The organism is Streptomyces sp. NPDC107575 (genome assembly GCF_055657265.1).
The window spans coordinates 160,312-177,805 of sequence record NZ_JBVKBG010000008.1 but is presented as its reverse complement, the minus strand read 5'-3'; the positions used below and the strand labels follow the sequence as shown (position 1 = coordinate 177,805).

At 71.3% G+C, this 17,494-nt stretch carries 14 protein-coding genes; 1 reads left to right on the top strand and 13 read right to left on the bottom strand.

Annotated elements, in window-relative coordinates:
- Window positions 1-189: 189 nt before the first annotated feature.
- The 3 genes from smc to ACZ7L4_RS35570 form a co-directional block, all read right to left on the bottom strand.
- Window positions 190-3,816 carry a chromosome segregation protein SMC gene (smc, locus tag ACZ7L4_RS35580; RefSeq protein WP_472109044.1) on the bottom strand — a complete coding sequence of 1,209 codons (3,627 nt, stop codon included), beginning with the start codon at window positions 3,814-3,816 and terminating at the stop codon, window positions 190-192.
- Between the two features lie 224 nt (window positions 3,817-4,040).
- Window positions 4,041-4,244 (bottom strand): hypothetical protein, encoded by a 204-nt coding sequence (locus ACZ7L4_RS35575; RefSeq protein ID WP_306318751.1) that lies wholly within the window; start codon window positions 4,242-4,244, stop codon window positions 4,041-4,043.
- A gap of 382 nt (window positions 4,245-4,626) precedes the next feature.
- The gene (locus tag ACZ7L4_RS35570; RefSeq protein WP_472109042.1) at window positions 4,627-4,908 is read right to left on the bottom strand and encodes an acylphosphatase; all 282 of its coding nucleotides are present in this window, start codon (window positions 4,906-4,908) and stop codon (window positions 4,627-4,629) included.
- A gap of 151 nt (window positions 4,909-5,059) precedes the next feature.
- Between ACZ7L4_RS35570 and ACZ7L4_RS35565 the strand changes: the two genes are divergently transcribed.
- Window positions 5,060-6,010, top strand: coding sequence for a CAP domain-containing protein (locus ACZ7L4_RS35565; protein ID WP_472109040.1), 951 nt, complete (start codon window positions 5,060-5,062; stop codon window positions 6,008-6,010).
- Window positions 6,011-6,014: 4 nt separating this feature from the next.
- On the opposite strand, the gene mutM is transcribed toward ACZ7L4_RS35565, so the two are convergent.
- The 10 genes from mutM to ACZ7L4_RS35515 all read right to left on the bottom strand — a co-directional run bounded on the left by mutM (window position 6,015) and on the right by ACZ7L4_RS35515 (window position 17,244).
- On the bottom strand, window positions 6,015-6,878 hold the full coding sequence (mutM, locus tag ACZ7L4_RS35560) for a bifunctional DNA-formamidopyrimidine glycosylase/DNA-(apurinic or apyrimidinic site) lyase (RefSeq protein WP_472109038.1): 864 nt from the start codon (window positions 6,876-6,878) through the stop codon (window positions 6,015-6,017).
- Window positions 6,879-7,459: 581 nt separating this feature from the next.
- Complete coding sequence (gene rnc / locus ACZ7L4_RS35555) at window positions 7,460-8,251, bottom strand: ribonuclease III (RefSeq protein ID WP_450810606.1); 792 nt, start codon at window positions 8,249-8,251, stop codon at window positions 7,460-7,462.
- Window positions 8,252-8,258: 7 nt separating this feature from the next.
- Window positions 8,259-8,432, bottom strand: a complete 174-nt coding sequence (rpmF, locus tag ACZ7L4_RS35550) for a 50S ribosomal protein L32 (protein ID WP_381837144.1) — start codon at window positions 8,430-8,432, stop codon at window positions 8,259-8,261.
- A gap of 2 nt (window positions 8,433-8,434) precedes the next feature.
- On the bottom strand, window positions 8,435-9,079 hold the full coding sequence (locus ACZ7L4_RS35545) for a YceD family protein (RefSeq protein ID WP_450810685.1): 645 nt from the start codon (window positions 9,077-9,079) through the stop codon (window positions 8,435-8,437).
- A gap of 158 nt (window positions 9,080-9,237) precedes the next feature.
- The gene (locus ACZ7L4_RS35540; RefSeq protein ID WP_472109036.1) at window positions 9,238-10,338 is read right to left on the bottom strand and encodes an ATP synthase F0 subunit B; all 1,101 of its coding nucleotides are present in this window, start codon (window positions 10,336-10,338) and stop codon (window positions 9,238-9,240) included.
- A gap of 91 nt (window positions 10,339-10,429) precedes the next feature.
- The gene (gene coaD, locus ACZ7L4_RS35535) at window positions 10,430-10,909 is read right to left on the bottom strand and encodes a pantetheine-phosphate adenylyltransferase (RefSeq protein WP_385761251.1); all 480 of its coding nucleotides are present in this window, start codon (window positions 10,907-10,909) and stop codon (window positions 10,430-10,432) included.
- Window positions 10,910-10,935: 26 nt separating this feature from the next.
- On the bottom strand, window positions 10,936-11,535 hold the full coding sequence (gene rsmD / locus ACZ7L4_RS35530) for a 16S rRNA (guanine(966)-N(2))-methyltransferase RsmD (protein WP_472109034.1): 600 nt from the start codon (window positions 11,533-11,535) through the stop codon (window positions 10,936-10,938).
- Between the two features lie 316 nt (window positions 11,536-11,851).
- Entirely contained in the window at window positions 11,852-14,062 is a 2,211-nt protein-coding gene (gene recG / locus ACZ7L4_RS35525) for an ATP-dependent DNA helicase RecG (protein WP_472109033.1), read from the bottom strand.
- 41 nt (window positions 14,063-14,103) lie between these two features.
- The gene (locus tag ACZ7L4_RS35520) at window positions 14,104-15,396 is read right to left on the bottom strand and encodes a glucarate dehydratase family protein (protein WP_472109031.1); all 1,293 of its coding nucleotides are present in this window, start codon (window positions 15,394-15,396) and stop codon (window positions 14,104-14,106) included.
- Between the two features lie 138 nt (window positions 15,397-15,534).
- The gene (locus ACZ7L4_RS35515; protein WP_472109030.1) at window positions 15,535-17,244 is read right to left on the bottom strand and encodes a DAK2 domain-containing protein; all 1,710 of its coding nucleotides are present in this window, start codon (window positions 17,242-17,244) and stop codon (window positions 15,535-15,537) included.
- Window positions 17,245-17,494: the final 250 nt, after the last annotated feature.

Here is a 17,494-nt window from a genome sequence, read left to right as displayed (position 1 = left end):
GCCCTTCAGATGCGATTCCAGTGGCGCACAACTTCATGCCACCCACCACCTGAAGGTAAAAGCAACGTTGCAGAGACTATGCCTTCATGTTTTGAAGTCAATACTTCGGGTGCTGTGAATTTTGGGCGTGGGCGTGTCGTGATGTGTTCAAGACTTGAACGCTGATAAGAGACGACCCGTCAGGGAATGTCAGGAGCCCTTGCCGCCCTGGCTCAGCCGCTGGCTGATGACCTTCGACACCCCGTCGCCCTGCATGGAGACGCCGTAGAGCGCGTCGGCGACCTCCATCGTGCGCTTCTGGTGCGTGATCACGATGAGCTGCGAGGCCTCCTGCAGCTCCCGCATGATGCGGATCAGGCGCTGCAGGTTGGTGTCGTCGAGCGCCGCCTCGACCTCGTCCATCACATAGAACGGGCTCGGCCGCGCCTTGAAGATGGCGACGAGGAGGGCCACCGCGGTCAGCGAGCGCTCGCCGCCCGAGAGCAGGCTGAGCCGCTTGACCTTCTTGCCCGGCGGCCGGGCCTCGACATCGACACCCGTCGTGAGCATGTTCTCCGGGTCGGTCAGGACGAGACGTCCCTCGCCGCCGGGGAACAGCCGGCTGAAGACACCCTCGAACTCGCGCGCGGTGTCCCGGTAGGCCTCCGTGAAGACCTGCTCGACACGCTCGTCGACCTCCTTCACCACTTGAAGCAGATCGGCGCGGGTCTTGCGCAGGTCCTCCAGCTGCTCGCTGAGGAACTTGTGGCGCTCCTCGAGCGCCGCGAACTCCTCGAGCGCCAGCGGGTTGACCTTGCCGAGCTGTTGGTACGCGCGCTCCGCGGACTTCAGCCGCTTCTCCTGCTCCGAACGGACGAACGGGCGCGGCTTGTTGCGCGGATGCTCCGGGTCCTCCGGCAGCTCCTCGCCCTCGGCGGGGAGCGAGGGCGGCACGAGCTGGTCGGGACCGTAGTCCGCGACGAGTCCGGCCGGTTCGACACCGAGTTCCTCCAGCGCCTTGGTCTCCAGCTGCTCGATCCGCAGCCGCTTCTCGGCGCCGAGTACCTCGCCCTTGTGGACCGAATCCGTCAGTTTGTCGAGTTCTTCCTTGAGCTCCCGGCCGCGGGCCCGCTCGGCGCCCAGCTCCTGCTCCCGCGCCGCCTTCGCCCGCTCGGCGAGCGTGCGCTCCTCGTCGGCCCGGGTGATGGACACCTCGACGTGCGCGAGCAGCTGCCGGGTTCCGGAGGCGACGGCCTCGGCGACGGCGGCCTCGTACTGGCGGCGGGCGCGCTGCCGCTCGGCACGCGCGCGTGCGTCGCGCTCGGCGCGGGCGGCCCGGTCGAGCGAGTCGGCGCGCCCGGCGAGCCCCTTCACCCGCTCCTCGTGCGTACGTACCTGGAGGCGCGCCTCCATCTCCGTCTGCCGCGCGTTGGCCCCGTCGGCGGAGAGGCGGTCGCGCACGGAGGTGTCGGGTTCCTCGTCGGCGGGCTGCTCCTCCGCCACGGCGAGCCGCTCGGCCAGCTCCTCGGCGTCCTGGACGGCCTTGTCCAGCGCGTCCTGCGCCTTGGCCGCGGCGGCGGCGCTGCGTTCCGCCTCGCCGGCGGCGCCGCGGGCCTGTCCCGCGAGTCGGCCGAGCTGTTGGGCGCGACCGGAGCGCTCGCGCTCTATGACCCGCTGCTGCCGGCCCAACTCCTCTACGAGGGCGGCGCATTCGGTGCGGCGTTCGGTGGCGGCGTGCTGGGCCTCGGCCCACTGTTCGCACTGTGCGGCCAGTTCCTCCAGCTCGGCGGCGGCCTCGTCGACGGAGGCCTGCACCTCCAGGAGGCTGGGCGCTCCGGCGGACCCGCCGTGCGCGAAGTGCGCCCCGAGCAGGTCGCCTTCGGCGGTGACCGCGGTCAGCTCGGGGCGCGCGTAGACCAGGTCCTCGGCGTCCTCCAGCGTTCCTACGACGACGATGCCTCGCAGCATCCGCTGGACGGCGGGCATCAGTTCGGCGGGGCCGCGGATCAGATCGGCGGCCGGGGGTGGGCCCTGAGGTGTGGGGTGCGCGGCGCCGCTGGGGCTCTGCCCCAGGCCCCGCTGCTCAATCGCCGCAGGGGCTTGGTTGGCGGGGGCCGGGTCCGACGCCAGGAGCAGTGCCGCCCGTCCCCCGTCCTGTTTGCGCAGGAGGCGAATCGCTTCCGCGGCAGCGGCGGGCGTGGTCACCGCGATCGCGTCGGCCGCCGCGCCGAAGGCGGCCGCGATCGGCACCTCGTACCCGGGCTCGACCGACAGCAACTCGGCGGCGGGGCCGAGCAGCCCGGTGAGCCGGTCCTTCGCGGCGAGCAGCGCGCCCGTGCCGTCCTTGCGCCGCAGCCCGAGCGCGAGCGCCTCGTGCCGGGCCGCGAGCGCCGCGCGCTTGCGCTCCCCGGACGTGGCGGCCTCCCGCGCCGCGCTCAGCGCGGACTCCGCCTCGGCGAGCGCGGCCTTGGCCTCCTCGTGCCGCGCGGACAGCTCCTCGTCACCCGCGTCGAGCCCGTCGACCTCGGCCCGCAGCTGCTCGTACTCCTCCTGCGCGGCGGTCGCCCGCTGCTGCGCCTCGTCGCGGGACGCGGCGAGCCGGTCGATCTCGGACTGCGCGGAAGTGGCCCGCGAACGCGCGGCGTTGACCTGCCCCTGAAGGCGGGCGAGTCCCTCGCGCCGGTCGGCGATGGCCCGCGCGACGTCCTTGAGCCGACGCTCCTCGACCGCCAGTTCCCGCTCGAGGTCGGCCCGGTGCGCGACGGTCTCGTCCAGGGCGATCTGCGCCGCTTCGAGGGCCGCTTCGAGCTCGGCCTCCTGCTCGCGCACCCGCGCGGCCTCGCGCTCCAGGTCCTCGGGGTCGCGCCCGCGGCGCTCCTCAGTGGGCGCCGACGTGGCGCTCTTGACCCGCGCGTCGGCCAGCGACACCGTCCCGCGCACCCGCTCGGCCAGCTGCGACAGCTCGTACCAGGACTGCTGCGCCCGCTGCAGCCGGGGCGTCAACTGCCGGACCGCGTCCTCCAGGTGCCCCTCGCGCAGCAGCGCCTTCTTCAGCTCGTCCTCGGCGCTCGCCTTGCGCCGCTTCAGCTCCGCCTCGTCGGCGACCTCGGCGCTGAGCGCTCCCCGCAGGCGTACGAGATCGTCGGCGAGCAACCGCAGCCGCGCATCGCGCAGGTCGGCCTGGATGACCGCGGCCCGCCGCGCGACGGCGGCCTGTCTGCCCAGCGGCTTCAGCTGCCGCCTCAGCTCTTCGGTCAGATCCTGTACGCGGGAGAGGTTGGCCTGCATCGCGTCGAGCTTCCGCAGCGCCTTCTCCTTGCGCTTGCGGTGCTTGAGGACGCCCGCGGCCTCCTCGATGAACGCCCTGCGGCCCATGGGGTCGGCGTGCAGCACGCCGTCCAGCTGGCCCTGGCCGACGATGACGTGCATCTCGCGGCCGATGCCGGAGTCCGACAACAGCTCCTGAATGTCGAGAAGTCGACAGGTGTCGCCGTTGAGCTGGTACTCGCTGCCGCCGTTGCGGAACATGATCCGCGTGATGGTGACCTCGGCGTACTCGATGGGCAGCGCGCCGTCGGAGTTGTCGATGGTGAGCGAGACCTCGGCGCGGCCGAGCGGTGGCCGCCCGGTGGTGCCGGCGAAGATGACGTCCTCCATCTTGCCGCCGCGCAGCGATTTGGCGCCCTGCTCACCCATGACCCAGCTGAGCGCGTCCACGACATTGGACTTGCCGGAACCGTTGGGACCCACGACGCAGGTGATGCCCGGCTCGAACCGCAGTGTGGTGGCCGAGGCGAACGATTTGAACCCGCGCAGGGTCAGGGCCTTGAGGTGCACGCCGTCGGACTCTACCGGGCGCCCCTGTCTCACTCCATGAACCCACGGTTTCACCCGTGAACATGCAGGGCACATCAGACGTAAAGAACGTCAGGAAAACGGGTGCGCGGGGGCGCCCGAAGGCACGGCCGGGAAGAAAGAAGGGACGCCGAAGCGTCCCTTGGCAACTCTGTCGAGCGGCTGGTTACGGACGGCTGCCCGACCACCTACGTCGCTGGGGGTGGTCAGGTGAGCGCAGGCTCCGCCTGGGGTACGTCGATACCCTCGATGAGAGAGTCGTGAGAAGCGGCAGCCGCGAGCGCGTCGTTCTCGGCCTGGATGCGGCCGAGCTCGGATTCGAGATCCTGGACGCGCTGCTGGAGCCGTCGCATCTCGGCGAGAAGTCGCGGGTCGCTGCCGCCGACGTAACCGAGAAGCGCCTTTGCCATGATGGATGGTCCTCCACAATGAGTGACCGACCGAAGCGGTGTGGGTCGTGAGGGAATCGCACCCGCGGTGCTTGGCACTTCTTGTATTGCTGCCGTTCTCACATGCCAAACAGCTAAGGTGCGCGGGGACTTCCAGAGTCTCACCAAAAAGTTTGACGGTCAACACGATCACGCCCCGTATTGGCGGGCAAACCGGGGGCTTCGCGCCGCAGAACCTGCGGTACGGCCTCGCGCTCGGGGCCCGGGGGCGTGGAGATCATCCGTTCCCGCGGAGCTTGCCACGAGGTCGCCGTTCTTGGCAACCACCAGGGCGTTTCTGCCACACGCAGGTGCCCTCGGCACTTCCCGCACCGCCTCACCCGCGCCCGCCTGCGGTGACGACTCAGCGGATGGCAAACCCCTCGTAGCCGCCGCGGGGCGTGTCCCAGATCTCAGTCACTCCGTCGACCCGGCCGGGTGTGTCGTCGCCGTGGAGCCAGTCGAGCAGTTCCTGACATCCGCCGCGCGGTCCCTCGGCGACCACCTGGACACGCCCGTCGTCCAGATTGAGAGCAAAACCACTCAGGCCGCCGATCTCCAGCGCACGTGCACGGGTGAACCACCGAAAACCCACACGTTGGACGCGTCCCCGCACCCAGGCGGTGAGTCGTACTTCTTCGTTCATGGGTGCACGCTAACCGGCCAAAAGCACTCGGAGCACTTCGCCCACTGGGGAGTTGGGGTAGCGTCCCCGACCATCGAACCTCACTCGTACGGGTGAGAAGCACGCACCACAGTGACGACCGCGAGGACCAGAGAACCAGGAAGGCCAGGACATGGGACGCCACCGACGCTCCGCCGCCGGCCGCCCGCACGCGAGCGACTTCGCGCAGGGCTACGCGGAGTACCCGCCGCCCCCCTCGCCTCCCGCACCGCCCGGCGCCTCGCACCATCGCAAGAAGAAGCGCGACGGCGTCCCGCTGCGGACCGGTCTGCTCGGCGCCTCGGCCGCGGTCGCGATGGGCGCGGTCGCGGTGACCACGGGGCTGATACCCGGGGGCGGCGGCTTCAAGTTCGGCGGGGGCGACGGCAGCAGGGTGCAGGCCGCCGACTCCCCCGACGTCACGGCGCAGGGCGGCACGACGGGTGGTGCGGTCGACGACCGGGAGCCGTCCGCGGCGAGCCGCGACACGGAGCGCGCCACGCCGTCCGCGACGCCGTCCCGGTCGGCTTCGAGCGCCGCGCCCCGGTCCTCCGAACCGTCGAAGCGCACGCAGCCGTCCCGTACGTCCGACGACGGCAGCGACGGTACGACGACGAGGAGCGCGAGCACGCCTTCGTCCGCCCCGTCGTCACCGGCGCGGACGAAGGCGCCCTCCGGTGCGGGCGGGGGCTCGGCGACGACGTCGGAGAAGGCGGCGTCGGCCCAGGTCCTCAGCCTCGTCAACCAGGAGCGTTCCAAGGTGGGTTGCTCGCCGGTGACGGCGGACAGCGGCCTCGCCTCGCTCGCCACGGCGTTCAGCGACGACATGGCCTCGCGGGACTTCTTCGACCACACGGACCCGGACGGGGCGACGCCCTGGGACCGCGCCAAGGAAGCGGGCATCACGGACCTCGGCGGCGAGAACATCGCCCGCGGCCAGGCCAACGCCCAGTCGGTCATGGACTCCTGGATGAACAGCCCCGGCCACAAGGCGAACATCCTGAACTGCGACTTCAAGACCTTGGGCGTCGGCGTGCACTTCGGCTCGGGCGGGCCGTGGTGGACGCAGGACTTCGGCTACTGAGGCCCTACGCGACGGTGGCCCGCGGCGGGCGCTGACAGCGCGGGCAGTAGTAGCTGGACCGGTTCATCCACGGGCGCCGCCGCATGGGGGTCGTGCACCGGCGGCACGGCAGCCCTTCCCGCCCGTACGCGTCGAGCGACCGGTCGAAGTAGCCCGACTCCCCGTTCACATTCACGTACAGGGAGTCGAAGCTCGTGCCGCCGACGCTCAGCGCCGCGTTCATCACGTCCCTTACGTGGCCCAGGAGTTCGGCCGTGCGAGGGCGGGTGAACGTCGCCGTGGGGCGCTCGTAGTGCAGCTTCGCGCGCCACAGTGCCTCGTCCGCGTAGATGTTGCCGACGCCGCTGATGAGGGACTGGTCGAGCAGCGCCCGCTTGATCGTGGAGCGCTTGGCGCGCAGCGCGGTGTGGAAGGCGGCGTCGTCGAAGAGCGGGTCGAGGGGGTCGCGGGCGATGTGCGCGATGACGTCGGGCAGGCCGTCGTCGTCCGTGTCGTGCAGGGACAGCCCGCCGAAGGTGCGCTGATCGACGAAGCGCAGCTCCGTGGCGAGCTCGTCGTCGAAGCGGACGCGGATGCGCAGGTGCTTCTCGTCGGGGGCGTCGTGCGGCTGCACCAGGAGCTGGCCGCTCATGCCGAGGTGGGCGAGGACGGAGGTGTGCGTGCCCTCCAGGGGCAGCCACAGGTACTTGCCGCGGCGGCTCGGCTCGCCGATCGTCTGCCCCTTGAGCCGGGACGCGAAGTCCTCGCCGCCCGCGATGTGCCGGCGTACGGAGCGCGGGTGCAGCACCTCGGCCTCGGCGACCGTCCGCCGCGCCACCCACCGCGCGAGCCCACGCCGCACGACCTCGACTTCGGGCAACTCTGGCACGGGGGTCCTCCGGACGGGAACGGGTGGGCGTGATCCGGGGAGCGTACCGCGCACCCCGGAGATCCGTGGCCGGGGCCTCCCCCTCGTCACGCGGCACCGGGGCGCCGCCTTGCCCACCCTGCCGCCCAAGGCGGCAGATTGCCCAAGGCGGTGACGGCCGAGCGCAACGGGTGGGGAGGCGTGGTGGCGGCAGATGGCCCAAGTCGGTGGAGGCCGACCGTCCGGGTGGGCAGCCGTGGCCGGTGGCGGATTGCCCAAGCCGGCGGGGGTGGGAAGCCATTCCGACGGCGGATTACCCAAGCCGGGGGCCGCGCCCCGCGAGGCCGACGCCCCCGGAGGGGGCGGGTGGTGGGAGATGGGCGGGGCAAGGGCGTCACCGGCGGGGCGACGGGCCCATCAAGCCCCTGCGGCGATTGAGCAGCGGGGTACGGGGCAGAGCCCCGATCTTTTGAAGCCCCGCCGGCGATTGAGGCGCGGGGCCCGGGGCGGAGCCCCGCGACCGCAACGCCGGTGCGGCGGAACGGAAATGCGAAGCCCGCCCCTCCGGGTGACCGGTGGGGCGGGCTCAGGAAGCGGAGCGGTTACGCTCCGGGGGCCGTATCGACCGCCTCGGCAGCAGCCCGCTCGTCCGCCGCGGCGCGAATCGCACGCCACGCGGACTCAGCAGCCTGCTGCTCCGCCTCCTTCTTGCTGCGGCCGGTGCCGGTGCCGTACGAGACGCCTCCGACGCGGGCGGCAGCAGTGAAGGTCTTCTCGTGATCCGGGCCGGTCTCGGAGACCAGGTACTCGGGCACGCCGAGCCCCTCCGTCGCCGTCAGCTCCTGGAGACTGGTCTTCCAGTCCAGGCCGGCACCGAGATTCGAGGACTTCTCGATGAGCGGGTCGAACAACCGGTGGACGAGTTCGCCCGCCGCGTCCAGACCCTGGTCCAGGTACACCGCACCGATCACCGCTTCAAGGGTGTCGGCAAGGATCGACGCCTTGTCCCGGCCGCCCGTGCCCTCTTCGCCCCGGCCGAGCCGGATGAAGGAGCCCAGGTCGAGCCCGCGGCTGACCTCCGCAAGTGCACGCGAATTGACCACCGCGGCCCGCAGCTTGGCCAGTTGGCCTTCCGGCAGGTCGGGGTGGGTGCGGTAGAGAGTGTCGGTGACCACGAGGCCGAGCACCGAGTCGCCCAGGAATTCCAGGCGCTCGTTCGTCGGCAGGCCGCCGTTCTCGTACGCGTACGAACGGTGTGTCAGCGCACGCACCAGAAGGGCGGACTCGAGCTTGTACCCGAGCCGCCCTTCCAGAAGCGTATGGGACGAGGCTGTGGTGTCCACCTTTTTCTTGGCGTCATCCGCCTTCTTGGGGCTCGACACTGTGCCTCTCACCAGCCGCTCAGACCTCGAGGACCTGGCGCTTGTTGTAGGTGCCGCAAGCGGGGCACGCGATGTGCTGCTGCTTGGGCTCCTGGCAACGCTCACACGAAACCAGGGTGGGGACCGCAGCCTTCCACTGCGACCGGCGGTGGCGCGTGTTGCTGCGCGACATCTTCCGCTTCGGAACAGCCACGGCTACTTCTCCTGCTTCTCGTCGACGCCCGCTTCCGCTTCGGCGCCGCTCATCTCGTCCTTCTCGCCGTCCTGGATGGATTCAGCGAGTCCCTGCAAAGCCGCCCAACGGATGTCGACGGCGTCGTGGTGGTGGCCCGGTTCGTCCGAGAGCCGCACTCCGCATTCGGAGCACAGACCCTCGCAGTCCTCCTGGCACACCGGCTGCATCGGCAGTGCGAGCACCACCGCATCACGCAGCACCGGCTCGAGGTCGAACAGGCCGTCCTCGAGAAAGAGCCTGTCCTCGTCGTCCTCGGCGTCGTCGCCGGCGTCGTCCTTGGGACGGCCCCGGTCGTCGGCGTCAGGGTACGAGAACATCTCCTGGAAGTCCGCGTCGACCTCTTGGACGACGGGCTCCAGACACCTTACGCACTCCCCCTTGGCCGATGCACGGGCGGTGCCTGTGACAAGCACCCCTTCCATGACCGACTCCAGACGGAGCTCGAGCTCCACCGGGGCGCCCTCCGGCACCTCGATGACCCCCAGGAGACCGAACTCCTTGGGAGCGTCGATCGTGCGGGACAGCCGCTGCATGGCACCAGGACGCCGCCCCAGCTCGTGTGTATCGAACACGAACGGGTTCCGGTGGTCGAGATGCGTGCTCAGGGCTGGTCCTGCTTTCGTTCTTCGAAGCTCATGTAGGGATTGCCGCCCCGAATTTCCGGGCAGCTCGGAACGCACGTGCTACGCGCGACCGAAGAACCAGGGTACTGGACCTTTCGCTCACGGCCCAATCTGCCCCCGGGGCCCGGTACGGGACCGGCTCAGCGCCCCTGCTCGTACTGCCGCATCTGCTCCAGGCTGATCATGCTCGTGTCGAAGAGACTCGTCTCGTCGAGCGCGCCGTCCTGGGCCTGCGGCTGCTGCTGCTGTGCCTGCTGGGGGTCCTGCTGGTATCCGTACGGGTCCTGCTGCTGGTGCTGCTGATACGCGTACGGGTCCTGCTGGTACGCCGCGTACGGGTCCTGCTGGTACGTGCCGTAGGCGTCCTGCTGGCCGTAGGGCTGCTGGTAGCCGCCGTACGGGTCCTGACCCTGCTGCGCGTACGCGGGCGCGGGCTCGGGGGCCTGGGCCGGGATCTGGGGGACCTGCGGGGGCTGCGGCATCTGCGGGGGCTGCGCCGCGGCCGGCTGCTGGGTCTGGGCGCCGCCGATCTCGGCGAGGCCCGCGAGGTAGTCGGCGTCGCTGGTGTGCGCGTGGCCCTCGCCGTCCACGGTCAGCGTGCCGAGGTCGTCGCTGGCGATGCGGCCGTGCAGCTTCTGGCGGCCCTTGCCGACGGCGTCCAGGGTCTTGGCGAGCACCGCCTCGAAGGCGCCGAGCTTGGTGTCCACGTAGGCGTCGGCGTCGCGCCGCAGCGTCTCCGGGTCGTGGCTGCGCTCGGGGGCGTCCTCGTCCTCGTAGCCCGCCTCGTCGACGCCGGGCCCGGTGCCGAGGAGCTTCTCGCGGCCGCGGCCGACCGAGCCGAGCGTCTTGTTGAGGACGACCTCGAAGTTGGCCAGCTTGGAGTCGACGTAGTCGTCGGCCTCCGCGCGGACCTCCTCGGCCTCCTGGCGGGCCTCGGCGAGGATCCGGTCGGCCTCGGCCTGGGCGCGGCGGGCGATCTCCGTGTCGGCGATCAGGGTGCCGCGCTCGGCGCGGGCGCCCTCGATGATCCGCTCGGCCTCGGCGTGGGCCTGCTCGACCATCTGCTCGCGGCCGCCGATGAGCTCCTGGGCCTGGGCGAGGGAGCCGGGCAGTGCCTGGCGCACCTCTTCGAGCATCGCCAGCAGGTCGGCGCGGTTGACCACGCACGAGGCCGACATGGGCATCGAGCGCGCGCCGCCGACCGTGCCGACGATGTCGTCGAGCTTCTTCTGCACGTCCACCGTGTGCTCGCCACTCTCTCGTCTAGACGCCGGTATGGCTGGGGTGTTGGAGACGGACGAGACGACTGTAAGCCCAACGTGGACGTGCGCGTCACTTCTTGGGAAGGCGCTCCGCCAAAGCCTGGTTGACCTGCTCCGGAACCAGGTGCGAGACGTCGCCGCCCCAGGCCGCGACCTCCTTGACCAGGGAGGACGACAGGAAGCTGTACGTCGGGTTGGTCGGCACGAAGAGGGTCTCCACGCCGGACAGACCGTTGTTCATCTGGGCCATCTGCAGCTCGTAGTCGAAGTCGCTGACGGCGCGCAGGCCCTTCACGATGGCCGGGATGTCGCGCTGCTTGCAGAAGTCGACGAGGAGGCCGTGGAAGGCCTCCACCTCCACGTTGCCGAACTCGGCCGTGACCTCGCGGATCAGCTCGATCCGCTCCTCGACCTCGAACAGCCCCTTCTTGGACTGGTTGATCATCACCGCGACGTGCACGACGTCGTAGAGCTTGGAGGCTCGGGCAATGATGTCGAGGTGGCCGTTGGTGATGGGGTCGAACGACCCCGGACAGACTGCGCGGCGCACGGGAAGTCCCTCGCTCTCCGGTCCGGTCATCGTGCGTCGTCGCACGTGAGGGTGGTGTTCAAGGCGGCGCGACCGTACCAAAACGTGCCCTCGCCGTAGCGACGGGACCTCAGGCCCTCGAAGCCGTCCGGCCACCGGAATTCGCCGCCTCTGGTGCTGCGTTCCACGGTGACGAGCGCTTCGTCCGCGAGCCAGCCCCCCGTACGGAGTGTGAGCAGTATCTCGCGAAGATCGTCGTCGGAGACGGCGTACGGAGGGTCGAGAAATACCAGGTCGTAGGGGGTGGTTGGGGGCGGGCCCGCGATGATTTGCTCCGCTTTTCCGGTACGTGCCTCGGCGCCCGGGAGGCCGAGGGTGCGGATGTTGTCGCGGATCGTGCGGGCGGCGCGGGCGTCGGCCTCGACGAGGAGGGCGTGGGCGGAGCCGCGGGAGAGTGCCTCCAGGGCGACGGCGCCGGAGCCGGCGTAGAGGTCGGCGACGCGGGTGCCGTGGAGGCTGCCGCCGAGCAGGGCCTGCCAGGTGGAGAAGAGGCCCTCGCGTGCTCGGTCGGAGGTGGGTCGGGTGCCGTTGCCCGGTGGTACGGCGAGGCGGCGTCCGCCGGCCGTCCCGGCGATCACGCGGGTCATCGCGCTACGTCCTTGTCTTCCGTGTCTTCCGTAACGTCCCTGCGGGCCCAGTCTGTCAGGACGCCGACACACCTCGCCTGCCGGGCGGCGGGGCCGGCCGTCCCTACGCCACGGGGCTCCGCCCCGGACCCCGCGCCTCAATCGCCGGCGGGGCTGAAAAGATCGGGGCTCCGCCCCGGACCCCGCTGCTCAATCGCCGCAGGGGCTTGAAATACCTGCCCGCACCGCCCCACCACGACTCCCCACCCGTGGCGCTGGGCCATCGCCGCCTTGGGCAATCTGCCGCCTGGGGCGACGGGCCCGGCCGCGGTGCCGGTCAGCCCTTGTCCAGGTACTGTTCCCGGTCCTCGTCCAGCAGCGCGTCCAACGCGATGCGCAGGGCCGGCAGGCCGTCCAGCTCAGGGTCCGCCGAAACCACCTTCGTCGCCTCCTCCCGCGCCTCCGCGATGATCTCCTCGTCCTCGATCACGGCGAGCATCCGCAGGGAGGACCGCACGCCGGACTGGGCCTGGCCCAGGACGTCGCCCTCACGCCGCTGCTCCAGGTCGATCCGGGACAGCTCGAACCCGTCGAGCGTGGAGGCGACCGCGCCGAGGCGGGCACGCGCGGGCGCGGCCTCCGGCATCTCGGTGACCAGGAGGCACAAGCCCGCCGCCGAGCCACGACCGACCCGGCCGCGCAGCTGGTGGAGCTGCGAGACACCGAATCGGTCGGCGTCCATGATCACCATCGCCGTCGCGTTCGGCACGTTCACACCGACCTCGATGACCGTCGTCGCCACCAGGACGTCCGTCTCCCCCGCGGCGAAGCGCCGCATCACGGCGTCCTTGTCGTCCGGCTGCATGCGCCCGTGCAGGACCTCGACCTTGAGCCCCTGGAGCGGGCCACGGGCCAGGTCCTCCGCGACCTCGAGCACCGCGAGCGGCGGCCGCTTCTCCGCCTCGTCCTCGGCGGACTGCTTCTTGGCGGCGCCCTTCTTGGGCTTCTCGTCCTCGTCGTCGCCGATCCGGGGACACACCACGTACGCCTGATGCCCCTTGCTCACCTCCTCCCGGACGCGCTCCCACGCGCGCGCCAGGAAGTGCGGCTTGTCGGCGGCGGGCACGACATGGCTGGCGATCGGCGAGCGGCCGGCCGGGAGCTGGTCGAGTACGGACGTCTCCAGGTCACCGAAGACCGTCATGGCGACCGTGCGCGGAATCGGTGTCGCCGTCATGACCAGGAGGTGCGGCGGCTGCTTGCCCTTGGAGCGCAGCGCGTCGCGCTGTTCCACACCGAAGCGGTGCTGCTCGTCCACGACGACCAGGCCCAGGTCGTCGAAGAGCACCTTGTCCTCGATCAGCGCGTGCGTGCCGATGACGATGCCGGCCTCCGCCGTGGCCAGGTCGAGCAGGGCCTGGCGGCGCGCGGCCGTGCCCATGGAACCGGTGAGCAGGACGACCTTGGTGGCGTGCTCGGCGCCGCCCAGCATCCCGCCCTCCGCCAGCTCGCCCATCATCTCGGTGATGGAGCGGTGGTGCTGCTGGGCGAGGACCTCGGTGGGCGCGAGCATCGCGGCCTGACCGCCCGCGTCGACGACGGCGAGCATGGCGCGCAGCGCCACCATCGTCTTGCCGGATCCCACTTCGCCCTGGAGCAGCCGGTGCATCGGGTGCTCGGTGGCCAGGTCGTCGAAGATCTCCTTGGAGACCTTCTGCTGGCCTTCGGTGAGCGTGAAGGGCAGCTTCGCGTCGAACGCGGTCAGCAGCCCGCTCTCCTGCGGCACGCGCGCGACGGCGGTCAGCTGCGTCTCCGCGAACCGGCGCCGGGCGAGGGCCACTTGGAGGACGAACGCCTCGTCCCACTTGAGGCGGTCCCGGGCGCCCGCGATGTCGTCCTTGGTGTGCGGCCGGTGGATCTTCAGCAGGGCCTCGGGCAGCGGGACCAGGCCGCGGCCCTCGCGCAGCGACTCGGGCAGCGGGTCCTCGGCCTCGCGCGCGCTGGGCAGCACCAGGTCGACGGCCTTGGCGATCTTCCAGGACTCCAGCTTGGCCGTGGCCGGGTAGATCGGCAGCAGGGCCCCGGCCCACGAGCCGACGGCTTCGGCGGCCTCGTCGGAGGACTCGGCGTTGAGCAACTGGTAGGCGGGGTGCGCCAGTTGCATCTTCCGGTTGAAGACCGAGACCTTACCGGCGAACATCGCGCGCGTGCCGGGCAGCAGGTCCTTGTGCGGCTTGTGGATGCCGCGGCCGAAGAAGACGAGCTGGAGCTGGCCGCTGCCGTCGGTGATGGTGACTTCGAGGCGCTGGCCCCTGCCGCCGTTGAACTTCAGGATGCGGGCGGTCGCCACCTGCGCGACGACCGTCACGTGCTCGTCCAGCGGCAGGTCCGCGAGGCGGGTCAGCTCGCCCCGCTCGGCGTATCTGCGCGGGTAGTGGTGGAGCAGGTCGCCGACCGTGTGCAGGCCTAGATGCTCGGCCATCACCTTCGCGGTGGCGGGGCCGAGCACCTTCTTCAGTGGTTCTTCGAGCGCGGGCACGACATCCATTGCACACCACGCCACTGACAATCACCCACTTCCGCCCCCGCTCACCACCTCGGCACCGCCGGGTCGAACTCAGGACGGAAGCGGCGCATGTAGGCGGTGTCATCGCGCTCGCGGATGCCGCAGGCGAGGTACTGCTCGTGCAGCCGGGCGAGCGCGTCGCGGTCGAGCTCGACCCCGAGGCCGGGAGCGGTGGGCACCGCGACCGCGCCGTCCTCGAACGTGAGCGCGCCCGGTACGACGACGTCCTCTGTCGGGTCCTTCCACGGCCAGTGCGTGTCGCAGGCGTAGTCGAGGTTCGGGGTGGCGGACGCGAGGTGGGTCATGGCCGCGAGGCTGATGCCCAGATGCGAGTTGGAGTGCATGGAGAGCCCCATGCCGAACGTCTCGCAGATCGCGCCGAGCCGCTGGGACCGCCGAAGGCCGCCCCAGAAGTGGTGGTCGGAGAGCACCACCTGGACGGCGTCCTGGCGCACGGCCGGCGGCAGGTGCTTGAAGGCGACCACGCACATGTTGGTGGCAAGCGGCATCGACACCTCGCGCGAGACGCGGGCCATGCCCTCGATGCCGGGCGTCGGGTCCTCCAGATACTCGACGACACCGTCGAGCTCCTGCCCCACCTTGACCGAACTCGCCACGCTCCAGGCCCCGTTGGGGTCGAGGCGCAGCGGCAGCTCGGGGAAGGCCGTGCGCAGCGCCCGGACCGCCTCGATCTCCTCCTCGGGCGGGAGGACGCCGCCCTTCAGCTTGATCGCGCCGAACCCGTACGCGTCGATGATGCGCCGCGCCTGCCGGACGAGCCCGTCCGGATCGAGCGCGGCGCCCCAGTCGTCCTCGTCCTGTCCGGGGTGGCCGGCCCACTTGTAGAAGAGGTACGCGCTGTAGGCGACGCGGTCGCGCACGGCGCCGCCCAGCAGATCGCTCACCGGGCGGCCGACGACCTTGCCCTGAAGGTCGAGCGCGGCGACCTCGAAGGGCGAGACGACCCGGTCGGCGAGGGAGCTGTCGGTCACCATCCCGCTCATCCCGTGCCCGCCCACGCCGCTGTCGGCCACGAGCGACTCGGTGACGGCGCGCCAGACGCCGTTGAGGTCGAAGACGTCGGTGCCCACCAGGCGCCGCCCCGCCCGTTCCAGGCGGCGCAGATGCGGCAGGTCCCCGTACGACTCACCGAGTCCGCACAGGCCGCTGTCGGTCACCACCTCGACGACCGAGCGCAGCGCGAACGGCTCGTGCACACCTACGGAGTTGAGCAGCGGAAGGTCACGGAAGGCCACCGGCGTCACGCGCACCTCGGCGATCCGGTGCTTCTCGGCGGCTGGAGCAGTGTCAGGCATGACGGGATCCTGGCATGATCTACGTATGTAGACAAGGCTTGTGTATGTGACTCGCACGTGGACGAGGACGGAGGCGCGAAAACAGCGAAGGCCCGGCCTCCCGGCCGGGCCACCCGCGAAGAACAGTGAAGAACCGTCCTACTCGACGCCGATCAGCATCAGCGCCGACTGCCGCCCACCGCGGTACACGACCGTGTCCACGGCCAGGTAGGACTCGCGCACATGCCGCTCCAGCCCGGCCGCGACCTCGTCGGAGACCTCCTCGCCGAGGACGAGCGTGACGAGTTCGCCGCCCGCCGCCAGCATCCGGTCGAGGACCGTGCGGGCCGTCGCCGGGACCTCGCCGCCGATGACCGCCACGTCGCCGTCGATCAGGCCGAGGACGTCCCCGGCCTGGCAGATGCCCGCCATGGTCCACGACTGCCGCTCGGCGACGGCCAGTTCGCCGTACCGGGTCGCCCCCGCGGCGGAGGTCATCGCCACGACGTCCTCGTCGAAGCGCCGGTCGGGCTCGTGGACGGCGAGCGCCGCGATGCCCTGGACCGCGGAGCGGGTCGGGATGAGCGCGATCCGCAGCCCCTCGGAGCGGGCCTGCTCCGCCGCCGCGGCGGCGGTGTGCCGCAGCTCCGCGTCGTTCGGCAACAGCACCACCTCGCGCGCGTGGGCCCGCCGTATCGCGTCGACGAGCTCCCCGCTCGCGGGCGGTTCGCCGGGCCGGTCGGGCACGGTCGTGGCGCCCGCCTCCGCGTACAGATCAGCGAGCCCGTCGCCCGGCACGACCGCCACGACGGCCCGCTGCGCACGCTCGCGCGGCGCCGTGGCATGCGTCGCGTGCACGTCGCCGAGCCCGAAGTGGGTGATGCGGATGCGGTAGGGCCGCCCGGCCTCGACGCCCGCCTCCACGGCCGCGCCCGCGTCGTCGACGTGTACGTGGACGTTCCACAGGCCGTCCCCGCCGACGACGACGAGCGAGTCACCGAGGGTGTCGAGCCGCGTCCGCAGCCGGGCCACCGCCTTGTCGTCCGCTTCGAGCAGGTAGATGACCTCGAAGGCGGGGCCCGCGGCGCCTTCGTCCTCGGGGCATTCGAGCAGCACCCCGTCGGGGACGGCGTCCACGCGCGCGTGGGTGGCCGCTCCACGACGGCGTACCGGCGCCGCCTCCCCCGAGACCGCCTCGCTCAGCGCCCCCAGGACGGCCACGAGCCCCCGCCCACCCGCGTCCACGACCCCGGCGCTGCCCAGCGCGGCGAGCTGCCCCGGCGTCGCGTCGAGCGCCACGCACGCGCCTTCGTAGGCGGCCCTGACGACCTCCCGGCAGCCCCCGTCGACCGCGGACGCCGCCTCCGCGGCCGCCGTCGCCACGGTCAGGACGGTGCCCTCCACGGGGTGGGCGACCGCCTCCCGCGCGGCCTCGGCGGCCCGCCCCAGCGCGAGCCGCAGGGCGTCCGCGTCGGCGCCCGCGGCGTGATCTCCCTCACCGGCCCCGTCCGCGGCGAGGACCTGCGCCATGCCCCGGAGCAGCTGCGCGAGGATCGTCCCCGAGTTGCCGCGGGCGCCGATGAGGGCGCCGTGCGCCATGGCGCGCATCACTTCGGGGAGCGCGGGAGCGGCCGGCTCGGGGCCCGCCTCGAGTCCTGCGAAGACCGCCTCGACCGCCTGGTGCGCGGACTCGAGGGTCAGATAGAGGTTGGTGCCGGTGTCCCCGTCGGCGACCGGATACACGTTGATCGCGTCTATCTCGGCCCGGTCGCGGCCGAGCGCCTCCAGGGCGAGTGAGCACCAGGCGCGCACCGCGATCACGTCGAGCACCTGCGGCACCTGCGCCTCCTCGAGCAGCTGGACTGGCACCGCAGAGTAGACCGCGGAAGGTGAGCGTCCGGAAAGAGGGCCCGGCCCGAAAGCCGCTCCCGACCAGGTCCGGAGCCCGGGCGGGCCGTCTCACCAGCCATGGTAGTTTCGTTCTACCGACGCAGCCGTTGTATGCTGCTCGGGTTGCCCGATATCCGTCGGGCCATCCCCTGGCACCGCCACTCAGATCCTCCGATCCTGATCCCGGCATGCCGGGATCAACCGTAAGTGCATCTGAAGTCTTTGGAGT